Annotated in this window: 17 protein-coding genes; 9 read left to right on the top strand and 8 right to left on the bottom strand. The window is 69.9% G+C overall.

Annotated features, from left to right (window positions below; all coding sequences use genetic code 11):
- Positions 1-19 precede the first annotated feature (19 nt).
- From tgt to Y710_RS02260, 4 genes are all read left to right on the top strand, one after another.
- Complete coding sequence (gene tgt / locus Y710_RS02245; protein WP_039867817.1) at positions 20-1,282, top strand: tRNA guanosine(34) transglycosylase Tgt; 1,263 nt, start codon at positions 20-22, stop codon at positions 1,280-1,282.
- 90 nt (positions 1,283-1,372) lie between these two features.
- Positions 1,373-2,191: an ABC transporter ATP-binding protein gene (locus Y710_RS02250; protein ID WP_051999670.1), complete on the top strand. Its 819-nt coding sequence runs from the start codon at positions 1,373-1,375 to the stop codon at positions 2,189-2,191.
- Positions 2,192-2,195: 4 nt separating this feature from the next.
- Complete coding sequence (locus Y710_RS02255) at positions 2,196-4,778, top strand: ABC transporter permease (protein WP_062366182.1); 2,583 nt, start codon at positions 2,196-2,198, stop codon at positions 4,776-4,778.
- A 33-nt stretch (positions 4,779-4,811) separates the two neighbouring features.
- Complete coding sequence (locus tag Y710_RS02260) at positions 4,812-5,306, top strand: hypothetical protein (RefSeq protein WP_062366338.1); 495 nt, start codon at positions 4,812-4,814, stop codon at positions 5,304-5,306.
- Between the two features lie 198 nt (positions 5,307-5,504).
- On the opposite strand, the gene Y710_RS02265 is transcribed toward Y710_RS02260, so the two are convergent.
- The gene (locus Y710_RS02265; protein WP_006897440.1) at positions 5,505-6,272 is read right to left on the bottom strand and encodes a class I SAM-dependent methyltransferase; all 768 of its coding nucleotides are present in this window, start codon (positions 6,270-6,272) and stop codon (positions 5,505-5,507) included.
- Between the two features lie 28 nt (positions 6,273-6,300).
- On the opposite strand from Y710_RS02265, the gene Y710_RS02270 reads away from it, so the two are divergent.
- On the top strand, positions 6,301-7,431 hold the full coding sequence (locus Y710_RS02270; protein WP_045539056.1) for a glycosyltransferase family 4 protein: 1,131 nt from the start codon (positions 6,301-6,303) through the stop codon (positions 7,429-7,431).
- 1 nt (position 7,432) lies between these two features.
- Here Y710_RS02270 and Y710_RS02275 read toward each other — a convergent pair whose 3' ends face one another.
- The 3 genes from Y710_RS02275 to Y710_RS02285 all read right to left on the bottom strand — a co-directional run bounded on the left by Y710_RS02275 (position 7,433) and on the right by Y710_RS02285 (position 11,052).
- A complete protein-coding gene (locus Y710_RS02275) occupies positions 7,433-8,083 on the bottom strand; it encodes a ScbR family autoregulator-binding transcription factor (protein ID WP_045539052.1) in 651 nt (216 codons plus the stop codon).
- 302 nt (positions 8,084-8,385) lie between these two features.
- Positions 8,386-10,122 (bottom strand): MmpA family trehalose lipid delivery protein, encoded by a 1,737-nt coding sequence (locus Y710_RS02280; protein ID WP_062366184.1) that lies wholly within the window; start codon positions 10,120-10,122, stop codon positions 8,386-8,388.
- Positions 10,123-10,137: 15 nt separating this feature from the next.
- Complete coding sequence (locus tag Y710_RS02285) at positions 10,138-11,052, bottom strand: HpcH/HpaI aldolase/citrate lyase family protein (RefSeq protein ID WP_006897435.1); 915 nt, start codon at positions 11,050-11,052, stop codon at positions 10,138-10,140.
- 41 nt (positions 11,053-11,093) lie between these two features.
- Here Y710_RS02285 and Y710_RS02290 point away from each other — a divergent pair, with 41 nt between their 5' ends.
- Positions 11,094-12,335 (top strand): polysaccharide biosynthesis protein, encoded by a 1,242-nt coding sequence (locus tag Y710_RS02290; protein WP_231875656.1) that lies wholly within the window; start codon positions 11,094-11,096, stop codon positions 12,333-12,335.
- Here Y710_RS02290 and Y710_RS02295 read toward each other — a convergent pair.
- Complete coding sequence (locus Y710_RS02295; RefSeq protein WP_062366187.1) at positions 12,322-13,446, bottom strand: cell envelope lipid trafficking protein PgfA; 1,125 nt, start codon at positions 13,444-13,446, stop codon at positions 12,322-12,324. The two genes, Y710_RS02290 and Y710_RS02295, sit on opposite strands and share 14 nt — an antisense overlap.
- Before the next feature lie 80 nt (positions 13,447-13,526).
- Between Y710_RS02295 and Y710_RS02300 the strand changes: the two genes are divergently transcribed.
- Positions 13,527-14,759 carry an acyltransferase family protein gene (locus Y710_RS02300; RefSeq protein WP_062366189.1) on the top strand — a complete coding sequence of 411 codons (1,233 nt, stop codon included), beginning with the start codon at positions 13,527-13,529 and terminating at the stop codon, positions 14,757-14,759.
- Here Y710_RS02300 and Y710_RS02305 read toward each other — a convergent pair.
- A complete protein-coding gene (locus Y710_RS02305) occupies positions 14,716-18,861 on the bottom strand; it encodes an alpha-(1->3)-arabinofuranosyltransferase (protein ID WP_082781246.1) in 4,146 nt (1,381 codons plus the stop codon). The two genes, Y710_RS02300 and Y710_RS02305, sit on opposite strands and share 44 nt — an antisense overlap.
- 104 nt (positions 18,862-18,965) lie before the next feature.
- Entirely contained in the window at positions 18,966-19,166 is a 201-nt protein-coding gene (locus Y710_RS02310) for a DUF2613 domain-containing protein (RefSeq protein ID WP_006897045.1), read from the bottom strand.
- A gap of 91 nt (positions 19,167-19,257) precedes the next feature.
- Between Y710_RS02310 and Y710_RS02315 the strand changes: the two genes are divergently transcribed.
- Both Y710_RS02315 and Y710_RS02320 read left to right on the top strand, forming a co-directional pair.
- Positions 19,258-20,454, top strand: coding sequence for a glycoside hydrolase family 3 N-terminal domain-containing protein (locus Y710_RS02315; protein ID WP_197462899.1), 1,197 nt, complete (start codon positions 19,258-19,260; stop codon positions 20,452-20,454).
- A 31-nt stretch (positions 20,455-20,485) separates the two neighbouring features.
- A complete protein-coding gene (locus Y710_RS02320) occupies positions 20,486-21,109 on the top strand; it encodes a TetR/AcrR family transcriptional regulator (RefSeq protein ID WP_006897043.1) in 624 nt (207 codons plus the stop codon).
- A gap of 622 nt (positions 21,110-21,731) precedes the next feature.
- Here the strand turns inward: Y710_RS02320 and Y710_RS02325 are convergent.
- Positions 21,732-22,616 carry a MaoC/PaaZ C-terminal domain-containing protein gene (locus Y710_RS02325; protein ID WP_006897042.1) on the bottom strand — a complete coding sequence of 295 codons (885 nt, stop codon included), beginning with the start codon at positions 22,614-22,616 and terminating at the stop codon, positions 21,732-21,734.
- Between the last annotated feature and the right edge of the window lie 12 nt (positions 22,617-22,628).

A 22,628-nucleotide genomic window follows, 5' to 3' on the forward strand; every position in this document is an offset into this window, starting at 1 on the left:
CGAGCGCACGGCTGGGATGATGGCCTGCGTGACCACCAGCCACTTCGCTCCGCGAACCCGCCTCGAAGGCACCACCGGGCGCACCGGGACCATCACCACACCGCACGGCGAGATCCAGACCCCTGCGTTCATCCCGGTGGGAACCAAGGCCACCGTCAAGACGGTCCTGCCGGAGTCGGTCGCCGCGCTCGGCGCGCAGGCCGTGCTCGCCAACGCCTATCACCTCTATCTGCAGCCGGGGCCGGAGATCGTCGATCAGGCCGGCGGTCTCGGCCGGTTCATGAACTGGCCCGGACCCACGTACACCGACAGCGGCGGCTTCCAGGTGATGTCGCTGGGCGCGGGCTTCAAGAAGGTCATCGCGATGGACCTGGTCGGCGAGCAGGACGACCACAAGATCGCCGACGGCAAGGAGCGGCTGGCCAACGTCGACGACGACGGAGTCACCTTCAAATCGCACCTCGACGGGTCGATGCACCGGTTCACCCCCGAGGTGTCGATGCAGATCCAGCACCGGCTCGGCGCCGACATCATCTTCGCCTTCGACGAGCTCACCACGCTGATGAATACGCGCGGGTACCAGGAGCGGTCACTCGAACGCACTCGGCAGTGGGCCATTCGGTGCCTCGCCGAACACAACCGGCTCTCCGTCGAGCGCTCGCATCGTCCGCAGCAGGCGCTGTGGGGTGTGGTGCAGGGGGCGCAGTACGAGGACCTGCGGCGGAAGGCGACTCGCGACCTCGTCGAGCTGAGCCGCATCGATCGTGAGAACGGCGGCAAGGGTTTCGGCGGTTACGGCATCGGCGGCGCGCTGGAGAAGGCCAATCTCGGCACCATCGTCGGATGGGTCACCGACGAGCTCCCGGACGACGCCCCGCGGCATCTGCTCGGGATCAGCGAGCCGGACGACATCTTCACCGCCATCGAGAACGGCGCCGACACCTTCGACTGCGTCTCGCCGACCCGGGTGGCGCGCAACGGTGCGATCTACTCGTTCGACGGCCGGTACAACATCACGAATGCCAAGTACCGCAACGACTTCCGGTCCCTCGATGAAGAGCTGGACAACTACTCGACGCAGTACACCCGTGCCTACCTGCACCATCTGTTCAAGGCGAAGGAAGGTCTGGCGTCCACGCTCGCGACCCTGCACAACCTCTCGTTCACGATCACCCTGGTCGATCGCGCCCGGCGCGCGATCGACGAAGGCGACTACGTCGAGTACCGCGATGAGTTCCTGCGCCGCTACTACGCCGGAACCCGGCAGGCCGAAGCCCGATAGGTCCGGATCGCGCGGCGAATCGTCGGGCGAGGCGGTGATTCCGGGTGGTCCCTGATGCGCGGGCGGCGCAATTCTGACACCTTTGTCTGCATGACAGAAACAGCACCGGCAGGCAAGCATGCAATGATCGCGGCGCGTGCGGACGACGTGGTGAAGACGTACGGCAGCGGCGACACCGCCGTGCACGCGCTTCGGGGCGTGTCGATCGGATTCCGTGCGGGAGAGTTCACCGCGATCATGGGGCCGTCGGGCTCCGGCAAGTCGACCCTGATGCACTGCCTGGCCGGACTCGACACGGTCACCGAGGGCGAGGTGCACATCGGTGACGTCGGTCTGGCCGGTCTGTCCGACAAGGAGATGACCAAGTTGCGGCGCGACCGCATCGGATTCGTCTTCCAGGCGTTCAACCTGGTGCCGACGCTGACGGCCGAGGAGAACATCACCCTGCCACAGGGGATCGCCGGCCGCGAGGTCGACCGCCCGTGGTTCGACACGGTGATCGACCGCCTCGGCATCCGGCCGCGACTGAACCACCGTCCCAGTGAACTCTCCGGCGGCCAGCAGCAGCGCGTGGCCTGCGCCCGCGCACTCGTCGGACGTCCGGACATCATCTTCGGCGACGAACCCACCGGCAACCTCGACTCCCGCTCGTCCGGTGAAGTGCTCGCCATCCTGCGCGCCGCGACCGACGAGTTCAACCAGACCGTGGTGATCGTGACCCACGATCCGCGCGCGGCGTCGTACGCCGACCGCGTCGTCTTCCTGGCCGACGGCCAGATCGTCCGGGAACTGCAGCGCCCGTCCGCCGACGACGTCTTCGAGGTGATGCGCAATCTCGACGACTCGGCACCGGGACAGGACGACCACGGGCAGTCGACGCGTCCCGCCGGATCCGGCGAGGTGAACTGAACCGATGGCTGCCAACGTCATGCGCAAGGTTTCTCTGAGAAGCCTTGCGTCTCACAAGATCAGGTTGATCCTGACGGTGTTCTCGGTGGTGCTGGGCACCAGCTTCGTCGCGGGCGCGGTCATCTTCACCTCGACCGTGGCCACCGCTTTCAACTCGATCTTCGACAACGTCGCGCAGGGAGTCGCGGTCGAGATCACCGCGGCGGGCAACGAAGCACCCGGCGTGCCCGTGACGATCGTCGACGATCTGAAGAAGAACGAGCAGAAGCTCGGAATCGAACGGGTGGCCGCCTCGAACTCCGGGCCGGTGACGCTCGCCGATTCGTCCGGCCGGGCCGTCCAGACCGGCGGAGCGCCGAGCGTCGGCATGAGCTACCTCCCGCCCGACGAGGCGGTCGGCGAGGACATGAAGTTCAGCGAGGGCCGCGCACCGGAGAAGTCCGATGAGATCGCGGTCAACTCCCAGGCCGCCGACAAGGGCGGGCTCAAGGTCGGGAGCCGGACGAAGGTGGTCGTCGGAGCCGGGCTGGCCCCGCCGATGGACGTCACCGTGGTCGGTCTCACCGACATGCCGTCGTCCACCGGCGGTTATGTCGGGGTGCTCTTCGACCAGGCGACCGCCGCCAAGCTGTTCTCGGATGGCAAGTACGTCTCGACCGTCGACCTCGCGGCCCGTCCCGGGGTGTCCGACGACCAACTGCGCGACGCCGTCCACGCCCATCTGGCCGACGTGGTCGCCCGATCGGGGAAGACCGACTTCGATCAGCTGTACAAGGTCCGCACCGGCGAACAGGTGCGCGAGGACCAGAAGGAGAGCATCCAGCAGTTCCTGACGATCTTCCGGGCCATTCTGCTGGCTTTCGCCGCGATCGGCCTGCTGGTCGGCACCTTCATCATCTACAACACCTTCTCGATGATCGTCGCCCAGCGGAACCGTGAGCTCGCGCTGCTGCGCGCGATCGGCGCGAGCCGGGAGAACGTCTCCCGGTCGGTGCTGCTCGAAGCGCTGATCGTCGGCGTCATCGGCGGGCTGATCGGTCTGGCGCTGGGTGTCGCGATCGCCGCAGGCCTGCTCGCGTACACCCAATCGCAGGGCCTGCCGTCCAACGGCATCCAGGTCGGCGCGGCCGCGATCATCTCCGCGGTGTTCGTCGGAGTCGTCGTCACCCTGCTCAGCGCATGGATCCCGGCACGCCGGGCCTCGCGCATCCCGCCGGTGGAGGCCATGCGCGAGAGCACCGTGGAACCCGGCGCCGGCTCGCTCCGCGTCCGGACCCTGCTGGCGGCCGTCTTCGGTGTCCTCGGCGTCATCGCGCTGGTGATCGGCGGACTCGGGGAGGGGGCCGGCTCGGCCACCATCGTCGGAATCGGGGCGCTCCTTGCGGTGATCGCCGTGGTGCTGGGGGCACCCGCCATCTCCCAGCCCGTCGTGGGCGCGTTCGGCGCCGTCTTCCAGAAGCCCTTCGGCACCGTCGGCAAACTGGCCAGGACCAACGCGGTCCGCAACCCGCGGCGTACCGCGGCCACCGCGTTCGCACTCACCCTCGGCCTGATGCTCGTGGTGGTGATCGGCACTCTCGGATGGTCGTTCAAGGGCACCGTCGACTCGTCGGTCGACAAGGGCATCCGCGCCGACTTCATCGTCACCGGCACCAACAACATGCCGCTGCCGCTCTCGGTGGTGGACGCGGTCAAGGAGGCTCCGGGAGCGGACAAGGTGGTCGCGCAGGCATACGGCGAGGCCCGCTACGACGGGAAGGACACCTACGTGACCTCCCCGTACGGTGGTTCGATCGGTGACGTCGCGTCCATCAACGTGCTCGAGGGCAGCCTGGATCTGCCGGACGACGGGCTCCTCATCAGTTCCTCGCAAGCGCGCGACAACGGTTGGAAACTGGGGCAGACGGTCACCTTCACCAGCGGTACCGGCGACGAGGTCGCCACCGAGGTGACGGGGATCTTCGAGGACAACCAGGCGATCGCGTCGTCGATGGTGGGCTGGCCGACGTACGAGCAGCTCATGCCGGTCGCGATGAAGCGGATCGCGGGCCCGGTGCTGGTGACCGCGAAGCCCGGGGTGAGGGCGGCCGACCTGCGTAAGCAACTCGAGGACGCCACAGCTGAGTACCTCACCGCCCAGGTGCAGGATCGCGATCAGTTCAAGAACTCGATCTCCTCGCAGATCGACCAGATGATGGCGACGCTGTACGCGCTGCTGGCCCTGTCACTGGTGATCGCGGTGCTCGGCATCGTGAACACGCTCGCGCTGTCGGTGGTGGAGCGCAGGCAGGAGATCGGAATGCTCCGCGCCGTGGGCATGAGCCGGGCGCAGGTGCGCCGCACGATCTACCTCGAGTCGACGTACATCGCGGTGTTCGGGGCACTGCTGGGCACCGTGCTGGGTCTCGCGATCGGCATCCCGCTGGTGCGGACGCTGGCGTACTGGGGTCTGGAAGGCGTGGTGATCCCGTGGGCGCTGATCGGCGGGACGCTGGTCGGAGCCGCGGTGGTCGGGGTGATCGCAGCGCTGTGGCCTGCGGTGACCGCCGCTCGCACCCGCCCGCTCGAGGCCATCACCGCAGAATGAGGGGCTTCTCGCACCGGGTATACGGTGGTCGGCATGACTAGCCCCTCGCCCTCGGGCCGCGGCCGCACGGTGGTCCTGTCGTTGATCGTCGTCCTCGCGGTGATCATCCTGGCGGCCGTCGGTTTCCTCGTGTTCCGGTCGGGTTCGCCGAACTCGGGAACCGACCGGCCCTCGGCGACGCCGACCACCGTCACGACCACCAGCGAGGAGAGTGAGACGATCTCGTCGCCGAAGCCGACGCCGACCCGGACCACCCCGCGGGTGGAGCCCGGCTCGGTCACCTATCAGCTCACCGGAGACGGCGACGTGGTGGCTCTGGCCTATCGCGATTCCGGCGGTCGGGTGGTGGTCGCCGCGACGGGGACTCCGTGGTCGGCCAAGACGGTCGTGCCCGACCGCGAGGTCGAGATGACAGCGATCGTGGTGCGCGGTCCGGTCACGTGCACGATTCTGCAGGGCGACGACATGATCTCGTCGAGCACCAGCCGCGGCGGTCCGCTCCGCTGCGCGGGACGGTTGCCGCGCTAGACCGGTCCGTCTGCCTGCGAGGCACGCCGCGTTACGCGGCGTGCCTCGTTTCGTATTGTGCTCAAACACCTGTTCGGGATATGTTATCCACAGTTATCCACAACCTTCATCCACAATGTGCATGAATTACACACATGTAATTTCCACATTGTGGATGGATTCAGGTGTGGGAAGCGTGTCCCGAAACCGCCCCTGACCTCAGTTTTTCCGGAGCACGAGGACCAGGTTGGTCGCTGCCGCCTCGCGGACCACGGGGATGTGCACAACTGGCCATGCGAACCTGGGGAGATAGCGCGGAATGGCGGCCAGCAGTTCGGCGTCGGCTGTGGATCGTGCCCAGCGCAGTCCCGCGGCAGCGGTGATCGGAAACAGCGACACTCCGTAGAGGTTCTTCGGCAGGTGACCGGTGCGCCGCGTGTACCAGCGCGCGGCGCGGTGGCCGCCGAGGTAGTGAGTCAGTCCCATCTCGTGGCCGCCGAACGGACCCCACCAGAGGGTGTAGCTGAGGACGATCGTTCCGCCCGGCCGGGTGACCCGGACCATCTCGTCGGCCATCGCCCACGGGGTCCGAGTGTGCTCGGCGACGTTCGACGAGTAGCAGACATCGACGCTTCCGGTCCGGAACGGGAGATGCTCGCCCTGCGCGCGGACCGCCGACCGTTGGTCGATCCCGGCGGCCGCCATCTCTCCCGCGTCCGGTTCCACCGACAGATAGGCGGCACCGCGATCGCGGAAGGCGTCGGCGAAGAACCCGGGCCCGCCCCCGACGTCGAGCACGGTGGCGCCCCGCAGCGGGCCGGGGTGGAGAGAGTCGATCATCACGGCGGTGTCGTGTGCGAGCGCCGAATAGAACCGGGCCGGGTCGGACTGCTCGTACCGGAAGGCGTCGAGGAGCCGCACCGAACGACGGATCGTGGCGTGCCGACCGAAGGCGGCGGCGGGAGCGGGGAACCGGGAACGCGGCATGCAGCCAGGTTCGCATACGCTGGAACGAATGAGCGTCCCGACCGATGTCCTGCTGCTGTGCTGGCGTGACACCGGCCATCCCCAGGGCGGGGGCAGCGAACGCTACCTCGAACGCGTGGGCGCCGAGTTCGCCGCCCGGGGTTCGCGCGTCACCCTGCTCACCGCCCACTATCCCGGTGCTGCGAGGAAGCAGACGGTCGACGGGGTGCGCATCGTCCGCGCGGGCGGTCGGCTCACCGTGTACCCGCGGGCTCTGGCCACCGTCGCCGCGGCCCGCTGGGGACGGGGACGGCTGGCCGGGTATCGGCCCGACGTCGTCGTCGACACCCAGAACGGCGTTCCCTTCTTCGCGCGCCTCGTCGCTCCCGCGCCGACCGTGGTCCTGGTCCACCACTGTCATCGGGAGCAGTGGCCGGTGGCGGGGCCGGTCCTGGCCCGGGTGGGTTGGTGGATCGAGTCGAGGATCGCGCCGCGGATCCACCGCCGGAACCGCTACATCACGGTCTCCGAACCATCCGCGGCCGAACTCACCGGTCTCGGTGTGGACCGGCACCGCATCACCGTCGTGCGCGGCGGAGTCGACCCGGTGCCGAACGGTATCGATGTGACCGGGCGGTCGGGCGGTCTCCGCCTGATCGCCGTCTCGAGGCTGGTGCCGCACAAGCAGATCGAGGACGCGCTCGAGGTGGTGGCCACGCTGTCCGCCGCGGGCGCGGACGTGCACCTGGACGTCGTCGGGGACGGATGGTGGGCGGGCCGGCTGCGCGCGCAGGCGCAGTCTCTGGGAGTCGTCGACCAGGTCAGCTTTCACGGGCACGTGAGCGATCGGCGCAAGCACGAGTTGCTCGCCGCCGCCGACGTCCATCTGATGCCGTCGCGGAAGGAGGGATGGGGGCTGGCGGTGATCGAAGCCGCACAGCACGCGGTTCCGACGATCGGCTATCGCAGTTCGGCGGGGCTGGCCGACTCCATCGTCGACGGGGTCACCGGCGTGTTGGTGGACGACGCCGTCCAACTCGCCCGGGCCGCCGCGGCCCTCGCGGCCGACCCGGATCGGCGGCGCGCGTTGGGGGAGGCCGCACGGGACCGTGCAGAGCAGTTCTCCTGGGCGGGAACCGCGGACGGGTTCGCGGCGGTCTTCGACGAGGTGTGCGGCTGACTCAGGCGCCGGGTTCGGTCGGCGGAGTCCAGCGTGCCCCGAGCAGATCGGAGCGCGCGGCGATGCGTTCGTCGGGCATCAGCGCCGTCACCAGGTAGTCGGCGAGCCGGTCGATGCGTGCGGGCAGATCGTCGTGGCCCGACACAGCGTAGGAGAGGACGTGGGCGCCGACGAACGACTCGGTGACGAATACGGCGGCCTCCTCGGCGTCGGTGTCCGGCGGCACGTCGCCGTCTTCGACGGCCTTCGTGACGAAGTACTTGATCGCTTCGATCCACGCGAGGTACACGGGGATCGGGGCCTCGCCGGAATGCAGTTCGATGATGAGGCGGATGCCCGCGCGGACCACCGGGTCGTCCACCAGCAGGCGGCCCATCTCCCGGCACAGCATCACGAGCTGTCGCATGCCGTAGGTGTCGGTCTGCGCGATGGTTCCGACCGCCCTCATCGAGGTGGCCTGGAATTCGTCGACGACGATCGCCGCGAGGTCGTCCTTCGACTGGAAGTGGAAGTAGATCGCGCCGCGGGTGAGGCCGGATTCGCCGACGATGTCGTTCAGTCGCGCCCGTTCGTAGCCGACGCGACTGAAGAGATTCGCGGCGGCGACCACGATCTGACGACGTGTCTCCACAGCCCTGGCCTGCTGGGCCATCGCCGCCCCCTCGGTGTATGAGAAATGCGCTCTGATGTGGTCGTATTCGGCACATATGGTAACCGAGCGCGCTTGCGCGATATTACTTCAGAGTATACGGTTACATACCGGTGGACCGGTTTAGCCGGACACGACAACTGGAGCTGCGACATCGGCTGGGACACGGAGGATTTCCGCCGACTGACCGAGGGGTGCTTCAGCGACGTGCCGGACCGGGTGCACCGACGCCAGTGCGCGACCCCCGCGCTCGATCCGAACGCGAGGGTGGCGCACTGGCGTGCTTCTGCGGCGTGCTCGCCGCATCACTTCCGTTGAGCCGCTTCGTCTTCCTCGGTCTCCGGGGCCCTTCGACGGACGACGGCCGCGGCGAGACCGGCGGCCACCGAACAGATCCAGAGGACCAGGGCCGCGAATGCCGCCGCCCGCGCGGCGGTCGCCGGAACGGGCGCGGCCACGGCGCCGGGAATCCGGTACACGGTCAGATGCTCGCCCGAGTAGGCCGGAGCGGTTGCGGCCAGCCGGGCGGGCGGGTCCGACTCCTCGGCCACCACCCAGCCGACGCCGAGCCGTGCCAACCGCTGCGGGTCGCCTCCGTCTCGGAGAACGTCGAGGACCTGCGCCGTCCGGCCGGTGGGGGAGTCCACCGTCGTCCCGTCCACGGTTAATGCGCCCGAACCGATCACCGGTGCGTCCAGCATGCGCGGGAGCGGAGACAGCGACGGCCCCCGGGCCCACGACAGCCGTCGCACGGCGTCGCCGGGCCACAGGGCCACTGAGCCGCGGGCGCCGTCCGTGTCGTGGCCGACGAGCGCCGTCACCCGGGCGTAGTCGTCGGGGTAGATCACCGGCCGGATCTTGCCGCCCACACCCCAGGCGAGGTCGGGGAGCGGTGCCACGATCAGTGCGATCACCGCCGCTGCGGCGAAGCCGGCCGGTACGAGTGCGCGCAGTGCGGTCACGGCGGCCGCCGCCGCGACCGCGACGAACGGGACGGCGAGCGCGAGGTATTTCTGCGTGTCGCGCAGCAGCCCGGCACCGGGCACATGCGCCAACACGACGTCCATCACCGCCAGTCCGGGCGGTGTCGCAGCGACCACCACCGCCGCGATCGCGACCGCCGCCAGGAGTGCCTGCCCGGCGACCGCGGGGCTCAGTTCCCGGCGCATCCGGACCAGGGCGCCGGTGCCGACCGCCACCACCGTCAGCAGCATCAGTGTCGCGACCAGGGCCCAGGGGGTGGTGCGGCTGGCGGGGACGGCGTCGGCGTTCCAGATGCCGCCGAGCCCGAGGGCGGTGCCGAGCAGCCCGAGCCCCGGCTCGGCACGCAGCGCGAACACCGCGGCGCCGCCGGAGGACCCGACGTCCGACGCGACCGCGGAGGCCACCAGCCAGGGAGAGGCGGTGATGAGCCAGCATCCCGCGGCGAGTCCCGCCGTCCGGATCGGCAGCCGCACCGCCGCCGCGGTGGCCACCGCCACGATCCCGGCCAGAAGCGAACCGGTGGGCGTCAGGCCGGCTGCCGCGAATATCCCGGCGAGACCGGCCCATTGGCGCCACGACCGCCGGCCGTCGGCCAGGTCGAGCACCGCGCACACCGTCCACCCGAGGGCGGCGTAGCCGGCCAGCAGACTCCAATGCCCTTGCAGCAGGCGCTCTGCCACGTAGGGATTCCAGATCCCGACGACGGCGGCGGCCACCGCACCGGCGGTGGCGGCGCGCGGGACGAGCCTGCGGGCCAGCCGCCCGTAGCCCACTCCGGCCGCGAAGACGGCCAGGATCGTCAGGCCGGCCACCAGGAGGCCGCCGTCCACGAGATGCGAGCCGAGGGCGAGCAGCGCGTCCTGCGGGACCGCTCGCGGCGCCGTGCCGTCGATGCCGAGCGCGGCAGCCGTCAGCGGCGACTGCGGAGTCGCGACCGCGTCCCGGTAGAGCAGGTGGTTCCCGACCAGGGGCGCGCAGATCAGGGCGGTGAGCAGAGCGCTGACCGCGTAGACCGCCGCCCCGGTCTGCGCGGGCGTGCGCGTGGAGGTGGCGGTCACCGCACTGCCGTCGGATCAGAAGTGGTACGTGTCGGTCGGTGCGGGCATGTGGTCGTTGATCCCGTAGTCGCTCGGGACGATCTCGTATGCGCGGGCCAGTTCCAGAATCTTGGTGGCACGGGCGATCCGAGGCAGGTCGGAGCCGTTGCGGATCTCGCCGCCGTCCGCCTCGAACTCGGTGAAGAACTCACGCGCCCACTTGATCTCGTCGTGCGACGGCGACAGCCCCTCGTTGACCGACGCGCACTGGTCGGGGGTGAGGCAGATCTTGCCCGTCATCCCGAACTCCGCGCTGACGGCCGTCGCCTCCGACAGCTTCAGGGCGCTGGAACCGACGGTCGGGCCGTCGATGGCCGACGGCAGGTTGGCGGCCTTGGCCGCGATGGTGAACCGTGACCGCGCATAGGCCAGCGTGGTCGGCTGCTCACCGAAACCGGTGTCGCGGCGGAAGTCGCCGATGCCGAACGCCAGGCGGAAGGTGCCCTTGGCCGAGGCGATCTCGTTGATCCGTTCCAGGCCCCGGGCGGTCTCGACCAGCGCGACGATCGGCACGCCCGGGACACGCTGGGCCGTCTCGGTCACGTGATCGACCGATTCCACCATCGCCAGCATGATCCCGCCGATGGACGTCCCGGCCAGCGCGGCGAGATCCGCCGCCCACCACGGGGTTCCGAAGCCGTTGATGCGAACCCAGTCGGAGTGACCGTCGGCGAGCCAGCGGACCACGTTGTCGCGGGCGGAGTCCTTGTCCTTCGGTGCGACGGCGTCCTCGATGTCGAGGATGACGATGTCGGCGCGGGAGCGCGACGCGGCCTCGAACCGGTCGTACTGCGCCCCGTTCACCAGGAGCCAACTGCGGGCCAGTACCGGGTCGATGCGGGACCCGACATCGGAGGGGTCGGGCTCGTTGAATGGTTCGGTGTCGTACATCGACTCTTAGCGCTCGTCTCGATCAGCTACGGATACTGCCGATGCAGTCTATCGCGCAGCGGCCGGGCACACTGGTCAGCATGGTCGACGCCGCCACGCCCCGCCGCGGGTCCACCGTGCGGTCGGTCGGCTGGGTCACCGCGGGTTCTCTCCTGGCCAATCTGCTGGCGTACGTGGTGCAGGTTCCGGCGAGCCGGGTGCTGGGGCCGGACGCCTTCGGCGAGTTCTCGGTTCTCAACGCGGCCATGCTCATCGCCTCGGTGCCGGCGCTGGCTCTGCAGGCGGTGGTGGCGCGCGAGGTGGTGCGGGGAACGCCGTCGCGTCGGCTGTGGAGGCTGATCGGCGTGGTCTTCGGCGTCGTCGCCCTGGTGTCGGTGCTCGCGGTGGCCGCGATGATGAGGATCGCGCACACCGATCTCGGACCCACCGCGGCAGCGCTCGCCGGTGCCGCACCGCTCGCGGTGGTCTCGGGCGGCCAGGGGCTGCTTCAGGGGGCGGGGCGGTTCCGGTTGCTCGGGGCGGTGCTCGCCGGCGTCGGGCTCCTGCGGTCGGTGCCCGTGGTGGGCGCGGTGTACGCGGGGGCGGACGCGGCCGGCGCGCTCGCGGCGGGGACGCTGGGAACGGCCGTCGCGGCGGCGCTGGTGGCCGCGGTCGCCGCAGCCGCGATCGGTCCGGCCGGACGCTCCCGAGGCGCGGCAGTTCCCGGGTCGAGGCTCACGCTGTCGGCGGTGGTCGCCGCGTCGGGCGTGCAGTTCGTGATGATCGTCGCGGTGTCGGTGGATCTGCTGCTGTCCCGATCGGTGCTGACCGCCGGGGACGCGGGCGTCTACGCGCTCGGCGCCGTCGCCACCAAGGCGGCGTTCTGGCTGCCGCAGGCCATCGGCGTGGTGGTGTACCCGAGGCTGGCCGACCCGGTGCGTTCGGCCGCCGCTCTCCGCGGTGCGGTCGGCGTCCTCGCGCTGACGGGTCTGGTCACCACCCTGATCGCCGCCGTCGGCGGCGGATTGGTGCCCGTGGTGATCTCCGACGACTACCGGCCGGTGGCGGGGTTGATGTGGTTGTTCGCGCTCACCGGAGCCCTGCTCGCGGTGCTGCAGCTGATGCTGTTGACCGCGATCGCTCGCGACCGCGCGCGGGGTGCGATCCCGGCGCTCGTAGTCCTCGTGGTGGAGGTGTCGGTGATCCTGACCGCGGTCGATTCGGTGGCCGGACTCGCCGCCGTCGCCGCCGGGGCGGCGGCCTGCGCGGTGGCCGCGACCGGCGCCTGGCTCACCGCTTCCTGACGCCGTCGTCTTCTCGCCCGTTCCGCACGCCGGTGCGGTAGACGTACACCGCTCCGCCGATCAGCGCCAGCACGCCCACGGCGCCGAGTGCGACGGGCAGGGTCCGCGTCACCAGAGTCACTGGGCGGGCGCGGTGCCGGGCGGCGTCGGCCCCGTCGATCCGGCTCTGCCGATCACCGGTGAGGACGGTGCTCAGATTGGGCAGGCGAAATCCCGTCAGCGCCGGATTCGACCCGGCTTCGCCCGGCGCGAACCGGTACTCCTCCTCGATCTCGATCCGCTCGTCCACCACCACGCCGGTCGCCGTGTCGACGAACAGGTCCCGAGTGGCGCGGTGATGGAGGCTGGCGGTCAGTCGTCGGCTCGGCGCCACTCCGGGGAAGGTGCCGAACCACGAGGCCGGGCGGGTGATCACTCCGCGCGGATCGGTTCCCAGCGCGCCCAGGTCGGTGTCGGGGATCACCGCGCGCAGCCGGGCCACCCTGCGGCCGTCGATCTCGGTCTCACCAGCGGCCTGCAGAGGAACCGTCTGCCTGGTGGTGACGTCGAAGTAGTCGCCGGGATCGCCGAAGCCGTACGGCAGTGCGTAAGTGCGACCCCGGCGGTCGGGGACGGCGACGGCGGCGTGCTTGTCGTCGTACTGGATCTCCGACCGCCCGGTCGGCGACGCCGTCACCCGGTTCACCGTCACCCGGTCGATGGTCGCGGCCAACGTGGGCTCTGCGCAGACTCGCTCGGCGTCCTGGGCACTGCCGTCGACGAGGTACGAGTCCACGCCCAGCGCCGTGGCCGCCTGCAGTGTGACCACGTCGGAGTCCGACGGCCTCACCGCGACCGTCCGGCGGCGCTGCTGCAGATGCGCCTCGAGCACTCTCGCCGCGGGCGAGTCGATGGAGCAGCGGTCGAGGACCGTCGTGTCGTCGGAGGAGTCGGCGATCCATGTCTGGTCGACGCTCAGCGGCAGTTTCCTCAGGCCGGGACCGATGATCGGGCCCATCGCGACCGCCGCCGCCAGCAACAGTGCGCCGAGGAAGAACGCGGTCGGGGCGATGAGGTCCCGGGTCGACCAGCGCGGACCGGTCCGGGGGCTGTCGGGAGCGGCGTCGGACATAGCGTCGACTGTATGTGAGGGGGCCGGCCGCTCGTCCGGGCTCCCGCCGCCGCGCTCGCGCGGCTTACCCTGGGCAGGACATGTCTGACTCGCAGCCGGCACCGGCCCGGCGTTTCTACCCCCAACTGGAGGGCCTGCGCGCCGTGGCCTCGCTCGGCGTGCTGACGACGCACGTCGCCTTCCAGACTCGGGTGACGCAGTGGCCGGTGCTCGGAGAGATCCTCGGCCGCCTCGACCTCGCCGTCGCATTGTTCTTCGCGCTCAGCGGATTCCTGCTGTGGCGCCCGTATGCCGCGGCGGCCCGCGACGAAGAGGCTCCTCGGCCCGCCGTGCGCCGCTATCTCCGACATCGCTTCGTCCGCATCTGGCCGGCGTACGCGCTGGTGGTGGTCGCGGTGCTGGCTCTGCTGCCGCAGGCGCGCGGCGCCTCGGCGACGGTCTGGCTGGCCAATCTCACCCTCACCCAGGTGTTCGTCCCCCTCACTCTCGCGCCCGGCCTCACCCAGATGTGGAGTCTGTCGGTGGAGGTCGCGTTCTACCTGCTTCTGCCGGTGATCGGCTTCGCCCTGTACCGGGTACGGGGTGCCGCCGCCCGCCGCCGCATCCCGATCGTCGTCGGGGTCGCGATCGTCAGCCTCGGGTGGACCTGGGTGACGCGACTGTTCGCGCTTCCCGCCGGTGTCGAGGCGCGCAACTGGGTGCTCGGGTACCTGCCGTGGTTCGCCGTGGGTCTGGTGCTGTCGGAGATCGCGGCCGCCCTCGCCATCGGCCGGCTCGACCGCCGATCGCGCGCAGTGCGGCTCGGCGCCGACCGCCGGGTGATGCTCGTGGTGTTCGTCGTCGCGTACGGACTCGCGTGCACGCCGATCGCCGGACCGGTCGGGCTCGGCGACATGACTCACCTGGCCTACGTGGCCAAGATGGTGCTCGGCGCCGTCGCCGCATTCGCGGTGCTGGCGCCGCTGGTGCTGTCCGACGGCCCGTTCGTCTTCCTCGACTCTCGGGTGATGAACGCGCTCGGCCGATGGTCGTACGGCATCTTCATCTGGCATCTCGCGGTGCTGAGCGTGGTCTTCGGGCTGTTCGGCATTCCGATGTTCGACGGTCACTTCGTATCTGTGTGGCTGCTGACGGTGATCATCACCGTCGCGCTCTCGGCCGCCAGCTACGCGTTCGTCGAGGAACCGCTCCGGGCGCGGTTGTCGGCGCGGGAGAAGCGACGGACCGCGGAGGTGCCCGCCGACGAACCGACGCCGGAACGCGCCGGCGTCACCGCGGCCGGCCGAACAGCGCCGCCGCCACCGCCGCGCTGACGGCGATCAGCGCGAACGCCTGGGCCCAGCCGCTGTAGCCGGTGTAGGCGGTGTCCGAATGCCAGGGTCCCGCGGCCAGCACCACCGTCGCCGCGAGCATCGCCGTGAACGTCAGCGCCGGTCGTAGGCGGGCGGAGAGCCGCCAGGTGACGGCCCCGGTCGCCGCCGCGATCAGCGCCCCCGGCCAGCCGGTCAGCAGGAACGCCGCCGCGAGGGCCGCGGCGACCGCGCCTCGTCCGGCGCGCACGCCGTCGTCCGGCCGCACGGCCGGCTCGCAGCGGCGCCGTCCGAACCTCGGACCGAAGGCGACGGCGAACAGAACCACCACCAGCGCCAGACCGGCGCCCAGCGCCCACCGGTACGGCGAGTCGAGGTCGACGGTGAGCGCGACGGTGCCGCCCGTTCCCGCCGGCACGATCCAGCCCTGCTGCCAGCCGTTCACCACGACCGGCTTCAGTTCTCGGCCGTCGGCGCGTGCATGCCAGGCGGGATTCGTGCTCTCCGGAACGAACAGGATGCGGTCGGTGTCGGCGGCGTCCACCGTCAGCCTCCGGTCCGTGGGCGCCCATTCGGTCACCTGCGGGTGTGTCACCGCAGGCGAGGAGGCCTCCGCGCCGGGACGCCGGAGGGTCACCGCGTCGACGGTGAAGGCGCGTCCCGGATTCACCGCGACCTCCTGCTCACCCGCCGGCAGTCGCAGCGACGGGCCGGGGCACGCGGTCGCCGATACGCTCTCGCCGAGGCGCAGCGCGCCCACCGTGGTGCGGACATGCAGTCGGAGCATCTGGCCGGCTGCCGTGACACCCATGCCGTACGGGCCGGACGGGTCTGTGGCGCAGCCGATCTCGATGATGCGATGGTCGTCGTCGGGTACGTTCGGGCCGCCCGGCAGCACTTGGGCCTCGCTGATGCCGACCGGTGCGTCCTTCGCGAAACCGAGATCGTTGACGTCGATCAGATCGCTCTGCTCCTCGATCGTCAGCACCACGGTGTCGGCCCGGGCGGCGGGAACCGACAGCACCCCGTCCGTGCCGACCCGCGCTGTCGTCCGCACCACCGTCCGATCACCGTCCCGCAACTCCACGGACACGCGGGTCGGGTGCGCCGGATAGTCCGCGGGCGTCTGGAGACGGATCCCGGACACTTCGCGAGGGGCGGGCAGATGAAGGGTCAGAACGGGTTTCCTTCCCTTCGGGAACGTGTCCGGATCCGGTGCGGTCCACGTGGTGTTCGGATCACCGTCGACGGCGGCCGATGCGTTGCCGCGCGGATCGGCCACCGACGACTGCGCCTCCGCGCGGATCGCGCCGGTGCGGGCCAGCAGATCCGAGAGTTCACCGCCGGCCTTCGGTCGCAGCGTGACATGCACGTCGGCGTCGGTCTGCGACGGCACCGACAGGGTCCGGGAGAACACGCCCGGCGTCTCCGGACTCAACCCCACCGCCGGGGAGCAGCGCACCCGGCCGTCCGCCGCGGTGACGCAATCCGGGATCGGACCGAGTTCGGGGGAGAGCACCCAGCCGGACACGTCGTCGGCGGCGTCGAGTGTCGGCAGCACCGTGCGCTGCCGGATCGACAGCGGGACACCGGTGTTCGCGTCGGCGACCGACAGTTCGGCGATCGCGAACTGATTACCGGCCGAGCCGTCGGCGGTGTCGATGGCGCGGACCTGGACGCTCGACGTGGGCCCCGACGGCACCAGGATCCGGGTCGGCACTCCGGGTTTCACTCCCTGAGCCACGGTGCTGCCGGAATCGGACGAGACCAGCAGCGTCGAGACGTCCGGCCCGAGCGCCTTGGCCGTCGTGACGGTCACCGCGAGGTCGTCCTGCGGATGGGTGAAGTCGATCGAGAGCCACCTGCCGACCGCCGACTCCAGACCGCGACTGACCCAGGCGGTGTCCGGATCGCCGTCGAAGGCGGCGGCGGTGGAATTGGCAGGCGACGTCCGGCCGGGCTGCGTCGCGTCGGCGGCCGAGCCCGAACTGGTCACGCGCACCATGCCCGGCTGGTTGTCGAGCAGCCATTGCGCGCGGACCAGCGGCTGGCCCGGCACCGGGTAGTCCGGCGCCGCGTTCTTGGTCAGCCGGGGATCGTCGGGGCCGCGAATAGCCGAGGAATGGTCGTCGACCCGCCCGAAGTCGGTCTCCCGGTCGACAGGGGAGTCGGTCACCACCGCCGGAGCGTCGGGCAGGCCCGCGCGCCTCGCGTCCGCGGTCAGCAGCGCCGGACCCAGCGGTTCCTCTCCGGCTCGGCTGCGGGCGTCCTCCACCGCGGCGAGGGCCTCCGGTCCGCCGGTCACCCGCGTCATCGCGCCGACGTCCACCAGTCCGGGCGCGCCGGCGGTCGTGGCACCGGTGCCGTCGGGAGGTCCGACCCGGTAGACCGTCACCGCCGGCATCGGCGGACGCAGTCCGTCGTCCACGACCACGCCGTCGAGCGTCGGCGGTGAGACGTCGGGACCGAACCGGGCCGCCTCCGACAGTCCGGGTGAGTTGCGGATCGCCTGCGCCACCAGCAGCGGTCGTGCCGACCGTGACGTCACCGCGTCCAGATCGGCCCGCAGCACCAGGTATCCGACACCCTGTTCGGCGAGTGTCGCGGCCAGTCCGGGTGATCCGCGGCCCGAGCTCAGCGCCCGTTGCACCGAGTCCATCGCTCGGATGGCGCCCGGCGGCGTCAGGGGAATCGCGTCGCGGACGGCCCACGGCGAGTGCGCCAGCGCCTGCAGCGGTTCGTCGCGCGTGAGACCCCAGATCTGGTCGGCGAAGGGCGCTCCCGGGACCACCAGGGCGCGCGACGGAGTCGGGGAGCCGGCCTGCGCGGCGTCGAGCCAGTCGGCCGTCTGCTGCCAGTAGTCGGGGACCGCGCGGTAGCTCTTGGCCGGTGCCAGCCCGCCGGTCCACAGCAACGACCCGGAGCCGAACGCGGCGATCACCACCACCAGTGCGGCGGCCACACCTCGTTCGGCACCGCGGCTGCGGATCGGGACACGGACACGCGCGAGCAGATGCGCGATTCCCATCGCGAGGGGGAGCCGGACCAGCGGATCGAACTTGTGGATGTTGCGCAGCGCGGCGCCCGGACCGTCGAGGAAAGCGATGACCGTCTCACGCACGGGCGAGCCGAGTGCTCCCGGATATCCGAGACACAGGGCGAGAAGGCCGATCACCAGGATGGTCAGGAAGCGGCGGCGGTGCGGCATCGCCCGCATCGTGAGACCGGCCAACCCGGCGGCGGCGAGGATGCCGGTCGCGACCACCGCGGCCGGCTCGGAGACCAGAACGGCGCCCACAGCGCGTTCCGGGGAGACGAACGGCGTCCACGAGTCGGTGCCGCGCAGCACTTCGGTGAGGGAGGTCCATTCGGTGGTGACGCTCGCCGACTCGATGAAGTCGAGGAAGGGCGGGGAGACCCGCGAGAGGATCAGCAGCGGCACCACCCACCACAGGCACGCCATCGCCAGACCCGCCGCCCACCATGCGCCGAAGACCAGTCCGCGACGGCGGCGTCCCCGGTCGCGCCGCGCAGTCGCCAGCAGCCACCAGATCGCCGACACCGCCACGGCCGCAGCCGTGGCGACGGCGTTCACCGCACCCATCAGCGCCACCGCGCATGCGGACCGGGCCGCGTTGCGCCACAGCGGACGGGGGTCGGACGCGTCGAGAGCCCGGACCACCGGGAGCAGCACCCAGGGCGCCAGCATCATCGGCAGCGTCTCCGAGGAGATGGTGCCCAGCGTGGTCATCACGCGGGGGGCCAGTACGAAGACCCAACCGGCGATCAGCCGCGATGTGAACGACCCGACGCGCAGCGCCTCGGCGAGACGGACCACGCCCAGGAAGCCGACGGTCAGCAGAATCGCCCACCAGAATCGCTGAGTGATCCACGGCGGCACGTGCAGGATCTCGCCGACGGCGAAGAACAGGCCGTGCGGGAAGAAGTATCCGTAGGCCTGGTTCTGGATCTGGCCCATCGGGGCATCCGGCGACCACAGGTGCGCGGCGCGAGTGAGGAACCCGATCGGATCGGCGGTCAGGTCCAGCTTGGTGTCGGGCGAGATGCGGCCGGGGCGCTGGAGTAGACAGACCACCAGCGCCACGACAGCGACGATGAGTGCCTGCGCCCGCGTCAGAATCCGGCCCGGGCCGCCCGGCTCAGTTGCTGCGGGACTCGACCGAGCGGACCGGCGGAGGAGTGCGCGAGTCAGTTGTTGGCGTCTCCGCCGCCGCGGGATCCGTAGTCCACCGATCCCTGAACGAAACCGTTGTCGGCGTTGAAGCTGTTCACGTCGGTCGACGGCTTGGTTTCGGAGGCGAGCTGCCCGCCGAGGAAGACGGCGCCGATGCCGACGAGCACGCCGGCCACTCCGGCGACGGCACCATAGATCAGGCGTTCACGCAGCATGGATTCCAAGGTACCAGTTCAGTCGGCGCCGCCCGGGCTTCGTCCGCCGCGCCGATCCGGCCGTCGCGAGCGAGCATGAAACACTGGGTGAATGAGCCCGCTCACGCATCTACGTCCCAGCCGTGCTCTCGTCGCCCTCGTCGCAACGGCAGGCCTCTTCGCCTCCGCGGCGTGCTCGGACTCGACCGGCGATCAGGCCGCACCGTCGTCGCACACGACGACTAGTTCGCGGACCGTTTCCGCCTCGAGCAGTGCTCCGACGGTTCCCGCCGCGTGCGGCTCCGAGGAACTGGCCGGGATGAAGCTGCGCGACAAGCTCGCTCAGCTGCTGGTGGTCGGGGTGCAGAACGGGGCCGACGCGCGGCGGGTGGTCGCGAAGGAGCACATCGGCGGAGTGTTCGTCGGCAGTTGGACCGACCTGTCGATGCTGAGCGACGGCACCGTCGCCACGCTCTCGAAGAGCCAGAAGGTCCCGCTGATGGTGACCGTGGATCAGGAGGGTGGCCGAGTGAGCCGGCTCAAGTCGCTGGGGATCGACATGCCGTCGGCGCGTGTGCTGGCGCGCACCAAGACGCCCGAGCAGGTCCGGCAGCTCGCCAAGGCGGCCGGCGAGAAGATGGCGAAGCTCGGTGTCACCGTCGACTTCGCTCCGTCGGCGGACGTCAGCGCCGAGCCCGACGACGAGGTGATCGGCGACCGGTCGTTCTCGAACGATCCCGAGGTGGTCACCGAGTACGCCGGTGCCTATGCGCGCGGGCTCCAGGACGCGGGCATCATGCCCGTGTACAAGCACTTCCCCGGCCACGGGCACGCATCGGGGGATTCGCACACCGGCGCCGTCACCACGCCTCCGCTGGCGGACATGCAGAACACCGATCTCGTTCCGTACCGGACTCTGCTGCGCAGTCCCGGGACCGCGGGCGTGATGGTCGGGCACCTGATCGTGCCGGGTCTGACCGGGCCGGAGACGCCCGCGAGCATCAGTCCGGCGGCGATCGGCATGTTGCGCACCGGCAAGAAGTACAACGGACCGGCGTTCGACGGCGTCGTCTTCTCCGACGATCTGTCCGGCATGAAGGCGATCACCGACAAGTACACGATCGAACAGGCGGTGCTGAAGGCGATCACCGCAGGCTCGGACGTCGGCCTGTGGCTTTCCACCGATCACGTGACCTCGGTGCTGGACACTTTGGAGAAGGCGGTCGCGGACGGGAAGCTGTCGCAGCGCCGGATCGACCGCTCGGTGCTCCGGATCCTGAAGGCCAAGCACGTGGTGAACTGCTCCTGACGCGTTCTTACTCGATGGTAAGTTTGTAGTCATGGCTAGCGGAACCAAGCGGCTGCCGCGGGCAGTTCGAGAGCAGCAGATGCTCGATGCTGCGATTTCAGCGTTCGCCGCGAATGGCTTCGCGGATACCTCGATGGACGCCATCGCCGCCGAGGCCAAGATATCCAAGCCGATGCTCTACCTCTACTACGGCTCCAAGGACGAACTGTTCAGCGCCTGTATCGCGCGCGAGTCCGGCCGGTTCATGGAAGCCATGTCGGCGGGTTTTGATCCCACGATGAGGCAGAAGGACCAGGCGCGCACGCTGGTGCGTGAGTTCCTCCGGTTCGTCTATCAGAACTCCGATTCGTGGCGAGTGCTCTACCGGGTCGCGGTCGGGACCGCGACGTTCGCACACATCGTCACCGAGAGCCGCGAGGGAATCACCTCGATGATCACTGATCTCATCCGCCGCGGCACCACCACCGAGGGTGCGAGCGACGTCGATTTCGAATTGACGGCGGTGGCCCTCGTCGGCGCCGGCGAGGCCGTCGCCGACCGGATCGCCGAAGGCGACATCGACCTCGAAACGGCCACCGACCTGCTGCTCGGCATCACCTGGCGCGGTCTGCGCGGTGTCGGAGTGTCGGAGGACGCCGTCGGCGACGAGACATAGTCGGATCCCTCACGCCGGCCGGGCCCGGTTTGAGTGAGCCTTCCAGGCCAGTTGAGCGAACTCTTCCCAAGCTTGTTGAGCGAGTTCTTCCTGAGGCCTGTTGCGTGGGTTCTTCCTTAGGCCAGTTGAGCGGGTTCTTCCTTAGGCCAGTTGAGTGGGTTCTTCATTAGGCCAGTTGAGCGAGCGGAGCGAGTCGAAACAGACGCGCACATGTTTCGACTCGCTGCGCTCGCTCAACAAGCCTGGGAGAGGACTCGGTGAGTTGCCCTTGCGGCGTGTCGTGCGGGTTCTACCTTCGGCCAGTTGCGTGGGTTCTTCCTTAGGCCAGTTGAGCGAGCGGAGCGAGTCGAAACAGACATGCACATGTTTCGACTCGCTGCGCTCGCTCAACAAGCCTGAGAGAGGACTCAGCGAGCCTGGGGGAGGACTCGGCGAGTTGCCTTTGCGGCGTGTCGTGCGGGTTCTTCCTTCGGCCAGTTGCGTGGGTTCTTCCTTAGGCCTGTTGAGCGAGCGGAGCGAGTCGAAACAGACATGCACACGTTTCGACTCGCTGCGCTCGCTCAACAAGCCTGGAGGAGGACTCAACGAGCCTGAGGGAGACTCACCGAGTCCGGGCAAGCGGTCAGACGCGCGGGCGCGTCGTGGCGGTCAGATGCGGATAGCCCTTGCGGCGGTTCAGGATCGACAGGTCGTATCCGTCGGCCACCCGGTCGGTGTACATGTTCACCTTCGCGGGCAACAGGATCGGCTTCCCGAAGCGGACCGAGTACACGACCGATTCGGGGAGCTGAGCCTCGACGTTCGCGAGCACGGCGGCCGCACTCCACATGCCGTGGGCGATGGCGCGGCTGAAGCCGAAGGCCTTCGCCGTCAGGTCGGCCATGTGGATCGGATTCCGGTCGCCCGAGGCGTTCGCGTACTGGCGGATCAGACCGAGGTCGACGCTGACCACGCGATCGGGCGGCGGCGGTGCGACGTCCTTGGGCGCCGGGCCTCGTTCGGCGTCCGACAGGCTCGTGCGCTGCTGCTTGAGGAACGTGCCGGTCTGGACGGCGACCAGTTCGCGGCCGACGCGGAACTCCGATACCACGTCCACCAGCATGCCCTTGCGGTGCTCCCGGAGGTTCTCGGCGTGAGTCGAGACGGTCAGCGGCTCGTCGACGCCGATGGCCCGGATCCGCTCGATCCGGTTCTCCAGATGCACCGCGCCGACCGCGCCGAACGGGAAGTCCGGCGAGACCATCACGGTCATCGCGAGCGGGAACTGCAGAACGAACAGGTATGTCAACGGCACCTGCGCACCGAACTGCAGACCCGTGGTGCGGCAGTACTCCTTGAGCTGCGCCTCGTCGACGCGCAGGTTCTCGATCCGGTAGACGGTGTCGGGCAGTGACGCGTCCGCGCTGACGCGGGCCGGCTTGCCGATCACCGGGAGCATCGCGCTCACGGCTTTCGGGTAGATCTGGCCCGCGCCCGGCAGGGACGTCAGAGTGACGGTCTTGGTCATGGCAGGGTCCCG

The sequence above is a fragment of the Gordonia sp. QH-12 genome (assembly GCF_001578675.1).
Taxonomy (GTDB): Bacteria; Actinomycetota; Actinomycetes; order Mycobacteriales; family Mycobacteriaceae; genus Gordonia; species Gordonia sihwensis.